Origin of the sequence: Rugamonas sp. (assembly GCF_025354735.1) — a bacterium.
GTDB lineage: Bacteria > Pseudomonadota > Gammaproteobacteria > Burkholderiales > Burkholderiaceae_D > Rugamonas.
The window spans coordinates 1-17,902 of sequence record NZ_JANXMI010000215.1 but is presented as its reverse complement, the minus strand read 5'-3'; the positions used below and the strand labels follow the sequence as shown (position 1 = coordinate 17,902).

18 protein-coding genes and 1 pseudogene are annotated in these 17,902 nt (G+C 63.8%); all 19 read right to left on the bottom strand.

What is annotated here, in order from left to right; translation table 11 throughout:
- Positions 1–175: HisA/HisF-related TIM barrel protein (locus Q0S71_RS17190; RefSeq protein WP_295998381.1), on the bottom strand; the 175-nt coding region annotated here is incomplete at its 3' end.
- Between the two features lie 51 nt (positions 176–226).
- On the bottom strand, positions 227–865 hold the full coding sequence (gene hisH, locus Q0S71_RS17185) for an imidazole glycerol phosphate synthase subunit HisH (RefSeq protein ID WP_295998378.1): 639 nt from the start codon (positions 863–865) through the stop codon (positions 227–229).
- 74 nt (positions 866–939) lie between these two features.
- A complete protein-coding gene (hisB, locus tag Q0S71_RS17180) occupies positions 940–1,530 on the bottom strand; it encodes an imidazoleglycerol-phosphate dehydratase HisB (RefSeq protein ID WP_295998375.1) in 591 nt (196 codons plus the stop codon).
- Positions 1,531–1,546: 16 nt separating this feature from the next.
- A complete protein-coding gene (gene hisC / locus Q0S71_RS17175) occupies positions 1,547–2,647 on the bottom strand; it encodes a histidinol-phosphate transaminase (RefSeq protein ID WP_295998371.1) in 1,101 nt (366 codons plus the stop codon).
- A gap of 105 nt (positions 2,648–2,752) precedes the next feature.
- Entirely contained in the window at positions 2,753–3,619 is an 867-nt protein-coding gene (locus Q0S71_RS17170; protein ID WP_295998369.1) for a site-specific DNA-methyltransferase, read from the bottom strand.
- Entirely contained in the window at positions 3,616–4,941 is a 1,326-nt protein-coding gene (gene hisD, locus Q0S71_RS17165) for a histidinol dehydrogenase (protein ID WP_295998366.1), read from the bottom strand. Before hisD ends, Q0S71_RS17170 begins: the two co-directional genes overlap by 4 nt.
- A gap of 28 nt (positions 4,942–4,969) precedes the next feature.
- A complete protein-coding gene (gene hisG / locus Q0S71_RS17160; protein ID WP_295998363.1) occupies positions 4,970–5,665 on the bottom strand; it encodes an ATP phosphoribosyltransferase in 696 nt (231 codons plus the stop codon).
- 31 nt (positions 5,666–5,696) lie between these two features.
- Positions 5,697–6,956: a UDP-N-acetylglucosamine 1-carboxyvinyltransferase gene (murA, locus tag Q0S71_RS17155; RefSeq protein ID WP_295998361.1), complete on the bottom strand. Its 1,260-nt coding sequence runs from the start codon at positions 6,954–6,956 to the stop codon at positions 5,697–5,699.
- Between the two features lie 7 nt (positions 6,957–6,963).
- On the bottom strand, positions 6,964–7,200 hold the full coding sequence (locus tag Q0S71_RS17150; RefSeq protein ID WP_295998358.1) for a BolA/IbaG family iron-sulfur metabolism protein: 237 nt from the start codon (positions 7,198–7,200) through the stop codon (positions 6,964–6,966).
- Between the two features lie 51 nt (positions 7,201–7,251).
- Positions 7,252–8,019: an ABC transporter permease gene (locus tag Q0S71_RS17145; RefSeq protein WP_295998355.1), complete on the bottom strand. Its 768-nt coding sequence runs from the start codon at positions 8,017–8,019 to the stop codon at positions 7,252–7,254.
- On the bottom strand, positions 8,016–8,930 hold the full coding sequence (locus Q0S71_RS17140) for an ABC transporter ATP-binding protein (RefSeq protein WP_295998351.1): 915 nt from the start codon (positions 8,928–8,930) through the stop codon (positions 8,016–8,018). Before Q0S71_RS17140 ends, Q0S71_RS17145 begins: the two co-directional genes overlap by 4 nt.
- 327 nt (positions 8,931–9,257) lie before the next feature.
- Positions 9,258–9,530, bottom strand: a pseudogene (locus Q0S71_RS27425) (lipid asymmetry maintenance protein MlaB); the annotation flags it as partial.
- Between the two features lie 25 nt (positions 9,531–9,555).
- Positions 9,556–10,206 (bottom strand): phospholipid-binding protein MlaC, encoded by a 651-nt coding sequence (locus tag Q0S71_RS17130; protein WP_295998345.1) that lies wholly within the window; start codon positions 10,204–10,206, stop codon positions 9,556–9,558.
- Positions 10,207–10,237: 31 nt separating this feature from the next.
- On the bottom strand, positions 10,238–11,194 hold the full coding sequence (locus tag Q0S71_RS17125) for a VacJ family lipoprotein (protein WP_295998342.1): 957 nt from the start codon (positions 11,192–11,194) through the stop codon (positions 10,238–10,240).
- Positions 11,191–11,664 carry an outer membrane lipid asymmetry maintenance protein MlaD gene (mlaD, locus tag Q0S71_RS17120; protein WP_295998340.1) on the bottom strand — a complete coding sequence of 158 codons (474 nt, stop codon included), beginning with the start codon at positions 11,662–11,664 and terminating at the stop codon, positions 11,191–11,193. The genes Q0S71_RS17125 and mlaD overlap by 4 nt, the downstream gene beginning before the upstream one ends.
- A gap of 58 nt (positions 11,665–11,722) precedes the next feature.
- Complete coding sequence (gene mlaE, locus Q0S71_RS17115; RefSeq protein WP_295998337.1) at positions 11,723–12,508, bottom strand: lipid asymmetry maintenance ABC transporter permease subunit MlaE; 786 nt, start codon at positions 12,506–12,508, stop codon at positions 11,723–11,725.
- Positions 12,508–13,308 carry an ABC transporter ATP-binding protein gene (locus tag Q0S71_RS17110; RefSeq protein WP_295998334.1) on the bottom strand — a complete coding sequence of 267 codons (801 nt, stop codon included), beginning with the start codon at positions 13,306–13,308 and terminating at the stop codon, positions 12,508–12,510. The genes mlaE and Q0S71_RS17110 overlap by 1 nt, the downstream gene beginning before the upstream one ends.
- A 270-nt stretch (positions 13,309–13,578) precedes the next feature.
- A complete protein-coding gene (locus Q0S71_RS17105; RefSeq protein WP_295998331.1) occupies positions 13,579–15,042 on the bottom strand; it encodes a glutamate synthase subunit beta in 1,464 nt (487 codons plus the stop codon).
- 34 nt (positions 15,043–15,076) lie between these two features.
- Positions 15,077–17,902: glutamate synthase-related protein (locus Q0S71_RS17100; RefSeq protein WP_295998328.1), on the bottom strand; the 2,826-nt coding region annotated here is incomplete at its 5' end.

The window sequence follows — 17,902 nt, the reverse complement described above, 5'->3', positions numbered from 1 at the left end:
TGCCGGCGAAGGCGCCGTTCATGTCCACCAGGTGCAGGCGGCGGGCGCCCTGCCTGAGCCAGTGCAGGGCCATCTCGGCCGGGTTGTCGGAAAATACGGTGGCGAGTTCCATATCGCCCTGTTTCAGGCGCACGCAGTGACCGTCTTTGAGGTCGATGGCAGGAATAAGCAGCATGGTCGTGTCGTCAGTTAAAAAGTGGCTGGGAATCGTACAGCGGACGGACCCTCAAGGTTGCCAGTGAACGAAGTTTTTGTATAGCTGTAATCCGGCGGCGGCGCTTTTTTCGGGATGGAACTGGGTCGCGAAAATATTGTCGCGCGCCACCGCGCAGCTGAAGGCGTCGCCGTAGACGGTCTCGCCGACGGTGTGCTCGGCCCGCTCCGGCTGCGCATAGTAACTATGCACGAAATAAAAATACGCGTCGTCCGGGATGCCCCGCCACAAGGCATGAGACGCCGTTTGCCGCACTTGGTTCCAGCCCATTTGCGGCACCTTGAAGCGCGAACCGTCGGCCTGGATCTGGCCGTCGAGCTGGAAGCGCACCACCTGGCCGGGCAGCAGGCCGAGGCCGGCCGCGTCGCCCTCCTCGCTGCCGTCGAACAACATCTGCTCGCCGATGCACACGCCCATCAGCGGCTTGGTCGCGGCCGCGTGCAGCAGCGCGTCAAGCACGCCGGATTCGCGCAGGCTGCGCATGCAGTCGGGCATCGCGCCCTGGCCGGGCAGGACGATGCGGTCGGCCGAGTCGATGTCGGCGACGCTGCCCGAAATAAGCACGTTCGCTTCCGGCGCCACCGCGCGCAGCGCCTGCGCCACCGAGCGCAGATTGCCCATGCCGTAGTCCACCACCACTATTTTTTTCATAATGCCATTCAAGCAGAGAGGAGCCGGCGGCGCAAGTGGCGCCGGCCCGGTTGCACAAACACACAGACTGTCGCTTACAGGCTGCCCTTGGTCGACGGGATGGTGCCGGCGGCGCGCTCGTCGAGCGTGGTCGCCATGCGCAGCGCGCGGCCGAAAGCCTTGAACACGGTTTCGCACTGGTGGTGGGCGTTGCTGCCGCGCAGATTGTCGATGTGCAGCGTGACGAGGGCGTGGTTGACGAAGCCGCGGAAAAATTCCAGCGTCAGGTCGACGTCGAACGTGCCTATCATCGCGCGCGTGAACGGGATGTGGTATTCGATGCCGGGGCGGCCCGAGAAGTCGATGACCACGCGCGACAGCGCCTCGTCCAGCGGCACGTAGGCGTGGCCGTAGCGGGTGATGCCCTTCTTGTCGCCGATGGCCTTGGCCACCGCCATGCCCAGTGTGATGCCGACGTCTTCCACCGTGTGGTGGTTGTCGATGTGGATGTCGCCGCTCGCTTCGACGTCGAGGTCGAACATGCCGTGGCGGGCGATCTGGTCGAGCATGTGGTCCAGGAAGGGCACGCCGGTGTTGAGCTTCTGGACGCCGGTGCCGTCGAGGTTGATGGCGACGCGGACTTGCGTCTCGTTGGTGTTGCGCGTGATTTCTGCGGTGCGGTTCATGTGAGGCTCGATGGTCTTAGGAGGCCAGCGCTGCCGTGATGGCAGCGAGGAAAGCGGCGTTTTCTTCCGGGGTGCTGACGGTGACGCGCAGGCAGTTGTTCAGCACCTCATGCATTTTACTCACATTTTTGATTAATACCTTGTCGGCGAGGATTTTGGCGTTGGCATCGTCGGCATCGCGCACCCGTATCAAGATAAAGTTCGCCGCCGACGGAAACACGTGCACGCCGGGCAGCCTGGCCAGCGCCGCCGCCAGGGTGGCGCGCTCGGCGCGGATCAGGGCCGCCTGCTCGTTGAGCACGGCGATATGGTCGAGCGCGAATTCGGCCGCGGCCTGGGTCAGCACGTTGATGTTGTAGGGCGGGCGCACCTTGTCGAACTCGCGGAGCAGCGCCGGCGCGGCCGACATATAGCCGAGGCGGATGCCGGCCAGCCCCAGCTTCGACACGGTGCGCATGACGACCAGGTTGGCGAACTCGGGCAGCCGGTCCATGAAGCTGTGCAGCGCGAACGGCTCGTAGGCCTCGTCGACGACGGCGATGCCGCAGCCGTTCCGGTCCAGCGCCTCGATGATGGCGACGATGTCGGCCGCGTCGAACAGATTGCCGGTCGGGTTGTTCGGGTAGGACAGGTAGACCAGCGCCGGCTTATGCCGCTCGATGGCGGCCAGCATGGCAAAGCGGTCCAGCGTCAGGTCGGCCTTCAGCGCCACGCCGACGAAGTCCATGCCGGCGAATTGCGCCGAACGCTGGTACATGACGAAGGACGGCGTCGGCGCCAGCACGACGGCGCGGCGGTCTTGCAGCGCGCACGCCATGTCGAGGATGGAGATCAGCTCGTCGGAGCCGTTGCCGAGGATGACGTCGTAACCGGCCGGCACGCCCAGCGTGGCGCAGATGCGCCGCTTGATGCCGGCGTAGGACGCGACCGGATAGCGGTTCAGCGTGACGTCGGCCAGGCGCCGGCCCAGCTCGCGGTGCAGATGGTCGGGCAGGCGGTAAGGGTTTTCCATCGCATCGAGCTTGACGTAGCCGCTCGCCTCCGCCACGTGATAGCCCGCGATGGCGCGCACGTCGGGACGGATGGTGTTGGTGATGAGGGTGTCGATGGAAGACATCTTGCTGAAGCTCCTGAGGTTAAGTCATTCTATCTGTACGTTGGCGATGCGCAAGGCGGCGGCGAAACCGGTCAGCCCCCGCATCCACGCCGACACGCGCCGGCATCACACCGCCACTTCAGCGTCGTCCGCCTTTTTCGCCGCGCGGGTTTTCTTCACGGCCACCGCCGCCGGCTTCTTGCGCGGCGCCGCCTTCTTCTTCTCGGCCCCGGCCTCGACCTGCGGCGCGGCCAAGCGCGCCTTGATGATCGCGCAGTATTCCGGATTCAATTCGAAGCCGACGAAATTGCGCCCGCAGCGCTGCGCCGCCATCGCCGTCGTGCCGCTGCCCATGAACAGGTCGAGCACCACGCCATCGGGCGGGCACGAAGCCTTCACCATGCGCTCGATGATCTCCAGCGGCTTCTGGGTCGGATGGTCGGCGCGCTCCGGATGCTCCTTGTGCAGGCGCGACACGCTCCACAGATCCTTGGGGTTGTAACCCATTTCCAGCCACTTGGCGCCGACGAAGATGGAGCGCGAACGGGCCTTCTTGGTGGCCGCGTCGTAGGGAACGCGGACCGCGTCGAGGTCGAAATAATAATCCTTGCGGCCCACGAAGAAACCGATGGTGTCGTGCACCGACGAGTAGCTGCGCACGCTGCCGCCCATCGACGGCACGCGGCGGTCCCAGATAATTTCGTTCATCATCGTCAGGCGCTGTTTCAGCATGACGAAAATTTCGGGCGAAAAGCGCCACGTCAAAAAGATATACAGGCTGCCGTTCGGTTTCAGCTTCGGCAGGGCCGCGTCTATCCACTGCTCGGTCCAGCGCAGGTAGTCGGCCACGCTCTGCTGGTCCGACGCGTTGCCGTAATCCTTGCCCAGGTTGTAGGGCGGATCGGTCAAAATCAGATCGATGGAAGCGTCGGGTATGCGCGCCAGTCCGGCCAGCGCGTCCTCGCAAAACACCTGATTGAGCCACTCGCTCATACGGACGGTTTCAAACGCAGCTCGGCGCTGCGGGCGTGCGCCTGCAAGCCTTCGCCATACGCCAGTTCGGCCGCGACCTTGCCCAGCGTTTGCGCGCCCGCTTCGCTCACGTAAATGATGGACGAGCGTTTCTGGAAATCGTAGACGCCCAGCGGCGACGAAAAGCGCGCCGTGCGCGAGGTCGGCAGCACGTGGTTGGGGCCGCAGCAGTAATCGCCCAGCGCCTCGGACGAAAAGCGGCCCAGGAACAGGGCGCCGGCGTGGCGGATCTGGTCGGCCCACTGCTGCGGCTCTTCGGCCGAAATCTCCAGGTGTTCGGCGGCGATGGCGTTGGCGATGGCGCAGGCCTCGGCCATGTCGCGCACCTTGACCAGCGCGCCGCGGTCGGTCAGCGAGGTGCGTATCACGTCTTGGCGCGGCATGGTCGGCAGCAGCCGGTTGATGCTCGCCTCCACCCTGGCGATGTAGTCGGCGTCGGGGCACAGCAGGATGGCCTGCGCCAGCTCGTCGTGCTCGGCCTGCGAGAACAGGTCCATCGCGACCCAGTCGGGATCGGTGGTGCCGTCGCAGATGATGAGGATTTCCGACGGCCCGGCGATCATGTCGATGCCGACGATGCCGAACACGCGGCGCTTGGCGGCGGCCACGTAGGCGTTGCCCGGCCCGACGATCTTGTCGACGGCGGCGATGGTCTCGGTGCCGTGGGCCAGCGCGCCGACGGCCTGGGCGCCGCCGATGGTGATGACGCGCGTGACGCCGGCGATCGCGGCGGCGGCCAGCACCATCTGGTTTTTCACGCCGTCCGGGGTCGGCACCACCATGATGATCTCGGCCACGCCGGCCACCTTGGCCGGGATCGCGTTCATCAGCACCGACGAGGGATAGGCCGCCTTGCCGCCGGGGACGTAGATGCCGACCCGGTCCAGCGGCGTGATCTTCTGGCCCAGCACCGTGCCATCGGGCTCGGTGTAGCTGAAGCCGCCCAGCTCCCGCTTCTGGCGCTCGTGGAACACGCGCACGCGGTCGGCCGCCGTTTGCAGCGCCGCGCGCTGGGCCGGCGGCAGGCCGGCCAGCGCCGCCTGCAATTCATGCTGGCCGATGTCGAAGGCGGCCATGCTGGCGGCGCCGCCGTTGGGGATGCGGTCGAAGCGGTTCGTGTAGTCGAGCACGGCGGCGTCGCCGCGCTTTTTGACGTCGGCCAGGATGGCGGCGACGGCCAGTTCTATCGCCTCGTCGGTGCCCGCTTCAAATGCCAGCAAGCGCTCCAGTGACGGTTTGAAATCGGCGTGGGTCGAATCGAGCTTGGTGATTTGAATCGGCATAATAAGGTTTCCAGCGAAGGTTACGGCTTTATTGGCTCTGGGCCCTGGAGGCGCGTTCAAACGCTTCAAGTATCGGCTGCAGGCGCGCGCGCTTGAGTTTGAGCGCGGCCTGGTTGACGATCAGGCGTGACGATATCTGCATAATCTCCTCGACTTCCACCAGGTCGTTGGCGCGCAGCGTATTGCCGGTCGAGACCACGTCGACGATGGCGTCCGACAGGCCGACCAGCGGCGCCAGCTCCATCGAGCCGTACAACTTGATCAGGTCGACGTGCACGCCCTTGGCGGCGAAGTGCTGGCGCGCCGTTTCGACGAACTTGGTGGCCACGCGCAGGCGCGCGCCCTGGCGCACGGCGGTGGCGTAGTCGAAGCCGTTCTTGACGGCGACCGACATGCGGCAGCTGGCGATATTGAGGTCGATGGGCTGGTACAGGCCTTCGCCGCCGTGTTCGAGCAGCACGTCCTTGCCGGCCACGCCGATATCGGCCGCGCCATACTGCACATAGGTCGGCACGTCGGTGGCGCGCACGATGATGACGCGCACGTTCGGATCGTTGGTGGCCAAAATGAGCTTGCGCGACGTCTCCGGATTTTCGGTCACGATGATGCCGGCCGCCTCCAGCAGCGGCAGGGTGTCCTCGAAGATGCGGCCCTTCGACAGCGCCAGGATCAGCTGCGTGTCGTCGCGGGCCCGGTCCTGAAACTGGCTGGTGTATGCGCTCATAATTGACTCTTTATTGGCTCGATTATTTTGATTATTTGCTTGATTTGACGCGCTCGATTTTCGCGCCGACGGCCGACAGCTTCACTTCCATCTGGTCGTAGCCGCGGTCGAGGTGGTAGATGCGGTCGATGACGGTTTCGCCGCGCGCGGCCAGCGCCGCGATCACCAGCGAGGCCGAGGCGCGCAAATCGGTCGCCATCACGGGCGCGCCGACCAGCTGCTCGACGCCCTGGATGAAGGCCGTGTTGCCGTCGGTTTCAATGTGGGCGCCGAGACGGTTCATCTCCTGCACGTGCATGAAGCGGTTTTCGAAGATGGTTTCGGTGACGCGGCTGGCGCCGTCGGCGACCGTGTTGACGGCCATGAACTGGGCCTGCATATCGGTCGGGAAGCCCGGATATTCGGTGGTGCGGAAGGTGACCGGCGTCGGACGGCGGTCCATTTTCGCGTGGATCCAGTCCGGGCCGATTTCCATTTGCAGGCCGACTTCGCGCAGCTTGTCGAGGGCCGCGTCGAGGATGTCGGTGCGGGTGTTGCGGATCGTGATGTCGCCGCCGGCGGCCGCCACGGCGCACAAAAAGGTCGCCGCTTCGATGCGGTCGGAGATGACGGCGTGCTTGGCGCCGTGCAGTTCGGCCACGCCCTGGATCACCAGGCGGTCGGTGCCTATGCCCTCGATTTTGGCGCCCATGGCCACCAGCAGGTGGGCCAGGTCGGTCACTTCCGGCTCGCGCGCGGCGTTTTCCAGTATCGTTTCGCCTTCGGCCAGGGTGGCCGCCATCAGCAGGTTCTCGGTGCCGGTGACGGTGATCATGTCGGTGACGATGCGCGTGCCCTTGAGCTTTTTGCACTTGGCGTAGATATAGCCGCCCTCGATGGTGATCTCGGCGCCCAGCGCCTGCAAGCCCTTGATGTGCTGGTCGACCGGACGCGAACCGATGGCGCAGCCGCCCGGCAGCGACACTTTGGCCTCGCCGAAGCGGGCCAGCAGCGGACCGAGGACCAGGATCGAGGCGCGCATCGTCTTCACCAGGTCGTAGGGCGCTTCGAGCTTGTCGATGGCGCCGCCGGTGAGGGTGACGCGGTGGTCGTCCTGCGTCACTTCGAGGCCGGTCTGGCCCAGCAGCTTGAGCATGGTGGTGACGTCGTGCAGATTCGGCACGTTCGAAAGTTCCAGCGTGCCCGCCGTCAGCAGGCCGGCGCACAGTATCGGCAGGGCCGCGTTTTTGGCGCCGGAGATGACGATGTCGCCCGACAGGCGGTGACCGCCTTGTATCAAAAGCTTGTCCATGCTGTGCTTATCCTTGGTATTCGTCTGGGGTCAGGGTTTTCATCGACAGCGCGTGGATTTCTTCGCGCATGCGGTCGCCCAGCGCGGCGTACACCAGCTGGTGGCGCTGGATCAAACGCTTGCCGACGAAGGCCGGCGAAACGATGATGGCCTGGAAGTGCTGGCCGTCGCCCTCCACTTCGAGGTGGGTGCATTCGAGGCCGGCGTTGAGGTAGCCGTGGATCAGTTCTGGGGTGGTGGTCACGATGGTTCCTTGGTGCTTAATTTATTGTATAAACGATATAAACGGTATAGTTCAATGGCGCAGCCGGTAGCCGCTGCGCAGCAGGCGGATGGCGACCAGCGCCAGCACCACCAAAAAGGCGCTCACGATGGCGAGGCTGAGCCATGGGTTCACGTCGGACTGGCCGAAAAAGCCGTGGCGGAAGCCGTCTATCATGTAGAAGAAGGGGTTGGCGTGCGAGACGGCGAGCCAGAACGGCGGCAGCGAGTGGATCGAGTAAAACACGCCGGACAAAAAGGTCAGCGGCATGATAAGGAAGTTCTGGAACGCGGCCAGCTGGTCGAATTTTTCGGCCCAGATGCCGGCGATCAGGCCCATGGTGCCGAGGATGGCGGCACCCAGCAGCGCGAAGATGACTATCCACAGCGGCGCTTCGAAGGACATGTGCGCGAACCAGGCCGTGATGACGAACACGCCGGCGCCGACGACGATGCCGCGCACCATGGCGGCCAGCACGTAGGCCGAGAAGATTTCCCAGTGCGACAGTGGCGTCAGCAGCACGAACACGAGGTTGCCGGTGATCTTGGACTGGATCAGCGACGACGAGGAGTTGGCGAAGGCGTTTTGCAGCACGCTCATCATCACCAGGCCGGGGATCAGGAAGGCGGTGTAGCTGACGCCCGGATAAACTTGCACCCGGCCTTCGAGCACGTGGCCGAAGATCAGCAGATAGAGCATGGCGGTCAAAATCGGCGCGGCGACGGTCTGGGTCGCGACCTTCCAGAAGCGCAGCGATTCCTTGTAGACCAGGGTGCGGAAACCGGAGGAGAGGAAATTCATACGGTGCCCTTATCCATGATCTGCAGGAAGATGTCTTCCAAATCAGCTTGTTGCAATTGCATTTCGTCGATGACGGCGCCGGACTGGCGCAGGCGCGCGAGGATGCCCTCCACTTCCGACACTTCGTTGATGCGCAGGCTGTACTTGTTGCCGAGGCCCGCTTCTTCCGGGTGGCTGACCAGGTGGCGCAGGTCGTCCGGCAGCGTGCCCTCGGTCATGTTGACGATCAGCTGCGAGCCGGAAATACGCCGTATTAGCGCCGCCATCGTGTCGAGCGCCACCACTTTGCCGCCCTTGAGCATGGCCACGCGCTTGCACATGGCTTGCGCTTCTTCCAGGTAGTGGGTGGTGAGCACGACGGTGTGGCCTTCGCGGTTCAGGCGCGAGATGAATTTCCACAGCGTCTGGCGCAGTTCGACGTCGACGCCGGCGGTCGGCTCGTCGAGCACGATGACGGGCGGCTTGTGCACCAGGGCCTGGGCCACCAGCACGCGCCGCTTCATGCCGCCGGACAGGGCGCGCATATTGACGTCGGCCTTGTTGGTCAGGTCGAGGTTGTGCATCACTTCGTCGATCCAGGCGTCGTTGTTCGGCAAGCCGAAGTAGCCCGATTGCAGGCGCAGCGTTTCGCGCACGGTGAAGAAGGGGTCGAACACCAGTTCCTGCGGCACCACGCCGAGCTTGCGGCGCGCTGCGCGGAAGTCGCCGCTGACGTCGTGGCCGTGGATGGTGACTTTGCCGGCGTCAGGGCGGATCAGGCCGGCGATGATGGAAATCAGGGTGGTCTTGCCGGCGCCGTTGGGGCCGAGCAGGCCGAAGAATTCGCCCTCCTCTATCGAGAGCGAGACGCCGCCCAGTGCCTGGAGCGACTTGTAGCGCTTTTCGACATTACTAATTTGAATCGCTGTCATGCTGGACTTATCGGTTGGTGCGGCGGCGCGGGGCCGCAGCGATACGTGCTTAAAGGCGGAGATACCAGGAACGCCACGGCTCGATTTGGGCGGCGGCAACGTTCAATTATAGGGGAAATTTGATCCGGCAGAGCCGGACCGGCTTACAGTCGCGGCGCGCCAAGGCGGAGAGGCTCAATGATGGTGCGGATCGGCGGGCGCGCTGCCTGGGCCGAGCTTGGAGGTATTCTTGAAGGTGGCGTGCTTGCCGACGACGGCGACGAATTCGGCGTGGGAGGGATCGTCGAAGGCGGGGCCACCGCTGTCGAGCTGGGCCGACGCCGGGAACACCAGCGAGCACACGCCGTACAGCTTGGTCAGGCTTTGCAGCGCCGGCGGCAAGTTCTTCAGATCCAGTTCGATACCGGCCGCGCGCGCGGCGCGCTGCCACGCCAGCATCACCGACACCGCCACCGAGTCGACCGTCAGCACGTGGCGCAGATCGAACGAGGTGGCGCCGGCCTGGATGGCGGCCAGGCCCTGCTCCAGCGCCGCGGCGGCGTTGAGCACGTTGAGCGAAGTGAGCGATTGCAGATTGTCGGCGGCGGTGGCGGTGGGCATGGCGGCGATCTTTACAAAAAGATACTTATTTCGCGACGGTCTTCAGCGGCTTGTTGGCCAGCGTCTGGTTCTTGGCGGTGAGTGCCTTGATGAGGCCGTCGACGCCGCCCTTGGCGATCTCGGACGTGAACGTGCCCTGATAGGTCTGCACCAGCCACGCGCCGAGCACGTTGATGTCATAGATCTTCCAGCCGCTGGCGGTCTTTTCGACGCGGTAGTTCAGCGGAACCGGCTCGCCGCGGGCCACGTTGACCTGGGAACGGACTTCGACTTCGGTGTCGCTGGGATCGGCGCGCAGCGGCTTGAATTCCACCGTTTCGTTCTTGATCTGCGACAGCGCGCCCGAATACGTGAAGATCAGCAGCGTGCGGAACTGGTCCTGCAGCGCTTTTTGCTGTTCCGGCGTGGCGGTGCGCCAGTTGCGGCCGGCCGCTTCGGCCGTCATGCGCTGGAAGTCGACGAAGGGCAAAATCTTGGTCTCGACCAGATCCATGACTTTTTTCTGGTCGCCGGACTGGATCGCCTTGTCGCTCTTGGCGGTGTCGATGACGTCCTGGCTGATGCGCTTGACGAGCACGTCCGGCGCTTCGGTGCCGGCCGCGGCAGGGGCGGCGGCCTGGGCGTTGACGGCCAGGGCGACCGTGGCAAGGGCGATGAATTGCTTGATGAATTTCATATTGTTATACCTTGTGGTGTCGTTGTCGGAATCACAGGCTGACGTTGTTCGCAGCCGGTGTACCCGAGTTTAACTCTTTTGGGGCCGCTTCGGATGACACGATAGGCGAAGTTTCTGGGGTGACAACGGTTGCGGCCGCTGTCGACGCGACATCGGCGACGGCAGCCGGGGCGGCAGGCGCGACTTCGGCGACGGCCGGCGCGACCGGTTCGGCTTCCGCCGTCGCGCCCGGCGCGGTGGCCGGTTTGGCGCCGTCGTCCGGCGTGTCCATCGGTTTCTTTTGCTTTTGCTCCGGCTCGCCGTCATGCACCTGGCTCTCGCGGCGCTGCAAATAACCGTCGCGCACGAATTCGTAGCGGTCCAGCGCCGCCTCTTCCAGCAGGTTGGAAGCGTCGAGGAGGTTGGCGCGCTGGTCGATCACGCGCGTGACCGTGCCGATGTTACGGATGTAGACCGGGCTCTTGTAGTGCCAGATATCGCCGGCGATGTCGACCGGCAGCGCGGCCGTGTCGCGCACGGTGGACGGTCCCAGCAGCGGCAGCATCAGATAGGGACCGGAGGACACGCCCCAGTAGCCGAGGGTCTGGCCGAAGTCTTCGGTGTGCTTGCGCAAGCCGTTCGGGGTGGCGACGTCGATGAAACCGAGCAAGCCGAAGGTGGTGTTCAGGCCGACGCGCCCCAGGTCGCGCGCGCCCTGCGTGCCCTTGCCTTGCAGCGCGTCGTTGACGACGGACCAGGCGTCGGACAAGTTGCCGAAGAAATTGTCGATGCCGGTCTGCACGAACGACGGCAGCACGTTCTTGTAGGCGGTGGCGACGGGCTTGAGCGCCACCTTGTCGACCGTGTCGTTGAACGAGAACATGGCGCGGTTGAAACCTTCGTACGGATCGCGCGGGTTGGGACCGGCGCAGCCGCCCAGGACGAGGGCGGTGGCGGCGGCGGCCAGGGTGACGGCGGCGCGGCGGGCGTAGTTGCTAGGGTGGCTCATTTTTTATCGTCCTTTCCGTCGGCGGCCTTGCTGTAGATGAACTGATTAATCAGGTCTTCGAGCACGGCGGCCGATTGGGTTCTTGCGATTTTATCGCCGGCGGCCAGGTTTTCCGTGGCTCCGCCCGCTTCTATGCCTACATACTGCTCGCCCAGCAAACCGGAGGTCAGAATTTTGACCGAGCTGTCTTTAGGGAATTTGTACAACTCTTCCATATTCAAGGTTACCAGCGCCTGGTAAGTCTTGTCATCAAACTTAATCGATTCGACCCGGCCGACGACCACACCGGAGGCCTTGACCGGCGCTTGCGGGCGCAGGCTGCCGATGTTGTCGAACCTGGCGGTGACGGTGTAGGCCTTGCCGAATGACAGGGTACTCATATTGCCGGCCTTCAAGGCCAGGAACATCAGCGCGGCCACGCCCAGCACCACGAACAAACCTACCCACACATCCAATGATTTACGTTGCATAGCGCTATCCTAATTAGTTTTATTCTATGGCGGCGCACGCCGCCTGCTACTTTGACTATTACTTGCTGAACATCAATGCCGTCAGCGTGAAATCGAGCCACCAGACCACCAGCGACGAGATGACGACGGTGCGCGTGGTGGCCCGCGCCACATCTTCCGGCGTCGGCTGCGCTTCATAACCCTGGTACAGGGCGATGAAGGTGATGGCCAGGCCAAACACGATGCTCTTGATGAAGCCGTTGAATATATCTTTCCAGATATCGACGCCGCCCTGCATCTGCGACCAGAACGCGCCCTCGTCGACGCCGATCAGCTGCACGCCGACCAGGTAGCCGCCGAAAATGCCGACCGCGCTGAAAATCGACGCCAGCACCGGCACCGCCACCACGCCGGCCCAGAAACGGGGCGCCAGCACACGCTGGATCGGGTTGACGGCCATCATTTCCATGGCCGACAGTTGCTCGCCGGCCTTCATCAGGCCGATCTCGGCCGTCAGCGAGGTGCCGGCGCGGCCGGCGAACAGCAGGGCGGTGATGACCGGCCCCAGTTCGCGCGTCAGGCCGAGGGCGACCAGCAGGCCGAGCGCCTGTTCCGAACCGTATTTATTGAGCGTGTAATAGCCCTGCAAGCCCAGCACCATGCCGACGAACAGGCCGGACAGGGAAATAATCAGCAGCGAATAGTTGCCGATGAAGTGCAGTTGCTCGACGATCAGGCGCGGACGGCGCAGCAGGCCAGGCGACACGCCCAGCATCGTGAAAAAGGTGCGGGTGCCGGTGCCGATGCTCTCGACGTAGTCGCGCAACACCGCGCCCAGCTTGGATAATACTTTAGCACCGATCATCAGCGCGCTCCCAGTCCCAGGTCATCGGCCAGGGACTTGCCCGGGTAGTGGAAAGGCACAGGACCATCGGCTTCCGCATTGACGAATTGTTTGACATAAGGGTCGGTCGACACCATCATCTCGGCCGGCGTGCCGGATGCGACGATCTTGCCCTGCGACAGGAAATAAACGTAGTCGGCGATCGCGAAGCACTCTTGCACGTCGTGCGAGACCAAAATCGAGGTCGAGCCGAGGGCCGTGTTGAGGTTGCGGATCAGGTTGGCGGTCACGCCCATGGAGATCGGGTCGAGGCCGGCGAACGGCTCGTCATACATAATCAGTTCCGGGTCGAGCGCGATGGAGCGGGCCAGCGCGACGCGGCGCGCCATGCCGCCGGAAATTTCCTGCGGCTTGAGCATGGCGGCGTTGCGCAGGCCGACCGCGTGCAACTTCATCAGCACCAGGTTGCGTATCAGCTCTTCCGGCAAGTCGGTATGCTCGCGCAGCGGGAAGGCGACGTTTTCAAACACGGACAAGTCGGTGAACAGCGCGCCGTGCTGGAACAACATGCCCATTTTGCGGCGCAGCAGGTAGAGATCGGCCGTCTTGAGCTTGTGCACGACCTGGCCCTGCACGGTGACTTGCCCCTTTTTAGGGCGTAATTGACCGCCGATCAGGCGCAATACGGTGGTCTTGCCGCTACCGGAACCGCCCATGACGGCCACAACTTTTCCACGTGGGAAATCCATCCGCAAACCGCTGAGGATGGCGCGTTTTCCATAGGAGAAGTGTAAATCGCGGATTTCGACAAGATTAGGCACGACTGAGCTCATGTTTTTGAATGCCGTATTGTAGTGCAGAAAGGCCAACCTCTGCAGGCGACCCCTCTTAAGGGCCAGGGAAATGGCAGATAATACAACACTAATGAACTTAAAGTCAGCAAGTTACGCGTGTAAAATTTTGTTACTTTGGTGCGTTGCAACAATGATAGCAAGAAAAAGGCCGGAAGCCGATTGCGCTGGCAACCTGTTTCCGGCCTGCACAATAACGGTGCGCCGTAGCACGTGTTATCGCACCTTCGCACGCTCACATTATCGTGGCAGTTCGGAGGAGCCCATGAGGAATTCGTCCACCGCGCGCGCGCATTGGCGGCCTTCGCGGATGGCCCACACGACCAGCGACTGGCCGCGCCGCATATCGCCCGCCGCGAACACATTGGGCGCCGACGTCTTGTAGCAGCCTTCGCCTTCCGTGGTGGCCTTGGCGTTGCCGCGCGCATCTTTTTCCACGCCGAAGGCGTCGAGCACCTGCTGCACCGGCGACACGAAACCCATGGCCAGCAGCACCAGGTCGGCTTTCATGTCGAATTCCGAATTCTCCACTTCCACCATCTTGCCATCTTTCCATTCCACGCGGCAGGCGATCAGCTTTTCCACCTTGCCGTTCTTTCCTTCCAGGCGTTTGGTGGCGACCGCCCAGTCGCGCTCGCAACCTTCCTCGTGCGACGAGGAAATGCGCAGCTTGGTCGGCCAGTAGGGCCAGACCAGCGGCTTGTTTTCCTGCTCCGGCGGCATCGGCATCAGTTCGAACTGCGTGACCGAGGCGGCGCCGTGGCGGTTGGAGGTGCCGACGCAGTCCGAGCCCGTGTCGCCGCCGCCGATGACGACCACATGCTTGCCCCCGGCCTTGAGCTGATCCTTGAGCTTGTCGCCGGCGTTGACTTTGTTTTGCTGCGGCAAGAAATCCATGGCGTAATGCACGCCCTTCAGTTCGCGGCCCGGCACCGGCAAGTCACGCGGCTGCTCGGCGCCGCCGGCGATGACGACGGCGTCGAAGTCCTGTTCCAGGTCTTCCGGGAAAATGGTTTCCTTGGCCCAGTTGTTGACATTGGCCGGGAAATCCTTGCCGACCAGCACACTGGTGCGGAAAATGACGCCTTCGGCTTCCATCTGCTTGATACGGCGGTCGATATGCGACTTTTCCATCTTGAAGTCGGGTATGCCGTAACGCAGCAGGCCGCCGAGGCGGTCGCTCTTTTCAAACACGGTGACGGCGTGGCCGGCGCGCGCCAGCTGTTGCGCGGCCGCCAGGCCGGCCGGGCCGGAACCGACCACGGCCACTTTCTTGCCGGTCTGGTGAGCGGCCGGCTGCGGCACCACCCAGCCGTGCTCCCAGCCTTCATCGATGATCTTGTGCTCGATGGACTTGATGCCGACGGGATCGTCGTTGATGCCCAGCGTACAGGCCGATTCGCACGGCGCCGGGCAGACGCGGCCCGTGAATTCCGGGAAGTTGTTGGTCGAGTGCAGCACGTCCAGCGCTTCGCGGTAATTGCCGCGATACACCAGGTCATTCCAGTCGGGGATGATGTTGTTGACCGGGCAGCCGGTGTTGCAGAACGGGATGCCGCAATCCATGCAGCGCGCGCCCTGGATCCTGGCCTGGTCGTTGGTCAGCGTGATGACGAATTCCTGATAGTTCTTGAGCCGGGCGGCGGGCGCCAGATACGCCTCGTCCTGCCGCTTGAATTCCATGAAACCGGTGATTTTACCCACGTTAATTCCTTAATAGTGTCTGTCAGGGCGCCGGTCAGGCGGCGATAGGCTGGATGACGGCCGTTTCGTTGGCCAGGTCTTCGGCCATTTCGGCCAGCGCGCGCTTGTACTCGCTCGGGAAGACTTTGACGAACTTGCCGCGGCCATCGGCCCAGTTATCCAGCAGGAAACGGGCGCGGGTGCTGCCGGTGTGCTTGAAGTGACGCTCGATCAGGCGCTTGAGTATCACTTCGTCGGCCTCCGGCACGCCGTCGCGGTGCTGCTTGTGCCACGTGGCCTGGTCGACTTGCTGCTCGGCGGCGGTGCGCACCGGCTCCAGCGTGACCATGGCCGTGTTGCAGCGGGCCGCGAAGTCGCCGTCCGGGTCGTACACGTAGGCGATGCCGCCCGACATGCCGGCCGCGAAGTTGCGACCCGTCGCGCCCAGCACGACGACGGTGCCGCCGGTCATGTATTCACAGCCGTGGTCGCCCAGGCCTTCGACGACGGTGGTGGCGCCCGAGTTGCGCACGGCGAAGCGTTCGCCGGCCACGCCGTTGAAGAAGGCTTCGCCGGCGATCGCGCCGTACAGCACGGTGTTGCCGATGATGATGTTATCGACCGCCCAGCCGCGGAATTCCGTGTTCGGGCGCACGATGATGCGGCCGCCCGACAAGCCTTTGCCGACATAATCGTTGCCCTCGCCCACCAGGTCGAGCGTGATGCCGTGCGCCAGGAAGGCGGCGGCCGACTGCCCGGCCGTGCCTTGCAGCTGGATGTGGATGGTGTCGTCCGGCAAACCGGCGTGGCCGTAGCGCTGCGCCACCTCGCCCGACAACATGGTGCCGACGGTACGGTTGACGTTGCGCACCGGCGAGATGAAGGATACGCGCTCGCCCTTTTCCAGCGCCGCCTTCGCTTGCGCGATCAGCTTGTGGTCGAGCGCCTTTTCCAGGCCGTGGTCCTGGATTTCGGTGTGGTAGATGGCCTGGCCGGCCGCCATTTCCGGCTGGTGGAAAATGGCGCTGAAGTCCAGGCCGCGCGCCTTCCAGTGCGTGATGGCCTTGGACTTGTCGAGCAGGTCGACCCGGCCGATCAGCTCGTCATACGTGCGGATGCCGAGCTGCGCCATCAGCTGGCGCGCTTCTTCGGCCACGAAGAAGAAGTAGTTGACGACGTATTCCGGCTTGCCGGAGAACTTGGCGCGCAGCACGGGATCTTGCGTGGCGACGCCGACCGGGCAAGTGTTCAAATGGCATTTGCGCATCATGATGCAGCCTTCGACCACCAGCGGCGCCGTCGCGAAACCGATCTCGTCGGCGCCCAGCATGGCGGCGATGACGACGTCGCGGCCGGTGCGCATCTGGCCGTCGGCCTGCACGCGGATACGGCTGCGCAAGCCGTTCAACACCAGCGTCTGTTGCGTTTCGGCCAGGCCCAGTTCCCACGGCGTGCCGGCGTGCTTGACCGACGACAGCGGCGACGCGCCCGTGCCGCCGTCATGGCCGGCGACGACCACGTGGTCGGCCTTGGCCTTGGTGACGCCGGCCGCGACCGTGCCTAGGCCCACTTCCGACACCAGCTTGACCGAGATCGAGGCGCGCGGATTGGCGTTTTTCAAGTCGTGGATCAGCTGCGCCAGATCTTCGATCGAGTAAATATCGTGGTGGGGCGGCGGCGAAATCAAGCCCACGCCCGGCACCGAAAAGCGCAGGGTCGCGATGTATTCCGACACCTTATGGCCCGGCAACTGGCCGCCCTCGCCCGGCTTGGCGCCCTGCGCCATCTTGATCTGGATCTGGTCGGCCGAATTCAAATAGGCCGCCGTCACGCCGAAACGGCCCGACGCCACCTGCTTGATGCGCGAACGCAGGGAATCGCCTTCCTGCAAGGGTATGTCGACGACGACCTGTTCCGCGCCGACGATGGACGCCATCATCTCGCCCTGCTTGATCTTGATGCCCTTCAATTCCATCGTGTAGCGCGCCGGATCTTCGCCGCCCTCGCCCGTGTTGGACTTGCCGCCGATGCGGTTCATGGCGACGGCCAGCGTGGCGTGCGCCTCGGTGCTGATCGAGCCCAGCGACATGGCGCCGGTGGCGAAGCGCTTGACGATTTCCTTGGCCGACTCGACTTCATCGAGCGGTATCGCCTTGGTCGGGTCGAGCTTGAATTCGAACAGGCCGCGCAGGGTCAGGTGGCGGCGGCTCTGGTCGTTGATGATTTGCGCATATTCCTTGTAGCTGGAAAAGTTGTTGCTGCGCGTGGAATGCTGCAATTTCGCGATCGCGTCCGGCGTCCACAGATGGTCTTCGCCGCGCACGCGGAAGGCGTATTCGCCGCCGGCGTCGAGGTTGCTGGCCAGCAGGGGATCGTTGCCAAAGGCCAGGTTGTGCAGGCGCAGCGCTTCTTCCGCCACCTCGAACACGCCTATGCCCTGCACATTGGACGCCGTGCCTTTGAAATACTTGTCGACCAGTGATTTATTCAGGCCGATGGCCTCGAATATCTGCGCGCCGCAATACGACATATAGGTCGAGATGCCCATCTTCGACATCACCTTCATCAAGCCCTTGCCGATGGCCTTGGTGTAGTTGTACATGGCGGTGTCGCCCGACAGCTCGCCGGGCATGCCGTGCGCCAGCTCGATCAGCGTTTCCATCGCCAGATAGGGGTGGACCGCTTCGGCGCCATAGCCGGCCAGCAGCGCGAAGTGGTGGGTTTCGCGCGCGGAACCGGTTTCCACGACGAGCCCGGTGGAAGCCCGCAAGCCTTTGCTGACTAGATGCTGATGGACGGTCGATGTCGCCAGTAGCGCGGGGATGGCGACGCGATCGGAACAAACCGAACGATCCGACACGATCAGGATGTTGTGGCCGGA